We start from the raw sequence: 1,012 nt of genomic DNA on the forward strand, positions 1-1,012 counted from the left end.
CTGTTCCTGTTCTGCGGCAGAAGAGCGGACAGAATCAAAGGCCTTCTTTGGCAGCAGGATGGATTTCTGCTGCTCTATAAACGGTTGGATGACGGCCATTTTCGATGGCCGAGAGACAAAAACGAGGTCAGAGAACTTAGCCCGCAGCAGCTGAGATGGCTGCTTGAGGGGCTCTCTCCAGAGCAGAAAACAACAGTGAAAAGGAGATAGAATAGTGGCGAAAACGCTTTAAATAAAGAGATTTCAGTCTGATTTATGGTATAATTTAAACAGGGAAAATTATGTCAGAAATCAATACGAGCAACATCAGCGAGAACCAGTTCTTTCATCAGCTGGTTGAATTGAACAAGACCATTAACAAGCTGACCATTCAGTATGAGAAGAGCCAGGAAGAGAATGAAGCTAACAGAAAACTGATTAAGAGCCTCACAGAGCAGCTGGATCAGGCAAATGCCACGATCCTTGATCTGTCTGCTCAGATCAGGCTGATGGCTGCTCAGAAGTATGGCAGGAGTTCTGAAAAGAGAAAGCCAGATAAAAAGGACGATCATGACCAGCCATCCGGTCCTTCTGCCAAAACCCCTGCTCCCGGAGCTTCCGCAAGGAAACGGCCTGTTCGTTCCAAAGCCCGTAAGCCGAAGGAATCTCTGGAAGATCTTATTAAAAAGATGAACCTTCCTGTCACAGATGAACTTCACGAACTGTCTGAAGACCAGAGAATCTGTTCCGTCTGCGGTACGGAACTCACTCCGATCGGCAGAAAGCTGGTCCGTCATGAAGTCAGATACATTCCAGGAAAACTGGAAATCATCCGGCACTATTCTGTTTCTTACGGCTGTCCCGAATGTAAAAGGAAGAGCCGGGATCCGCGTTATCTTCCAGGCGAGTTTGATATTCACCCGGTCATGGCAAAGGCTCCCGAATCACTCCTTTTTGGAAAATGGGTTTCTCCCTCTCTGATGGCGCTTGTCATCACCCTCAAGGCACTGTATCAGCTGCCCGTCAACCGGAT

The 1,012-nt window shown here is 47.7% G+C and carries 2 protein-coding genes; both read left to right on the plus strand.

Translation table 11 applies throughout. The features are described 5' to 3' along the window. Positions 1–210 (plus strand): IS66 family insertion sequence element accessory protein TnpB (tnpB, locus tag BO222_RS11005; protein ID WP_143356875.1); only part of this gene is annotated, 210 nt, incomplete at its 5' end. Positions 211–281: 71 nt separating this feature from the next. Beyond that, positions 282–1,012: IS66 family transposase zinc-finger binding domain-containing protein (locus tag BO222_RS11010; RefSeq protein WP_178390471.1), on the plus strand; the 731-nt coding region annotated here is incomplete at its 3' end.

The sequence above is a fragment of the Ileibacterium valens genome, assembly GCF_001945525.1.
In the GTDB taxonomy this organism is placed as follows: domain Bacteria; phylum Bacillota_I; class Bacilli_A; order Erysipelotrichales; family Erysipelotrichaceae; genus Ileibacterium; species Ileibacterium valens.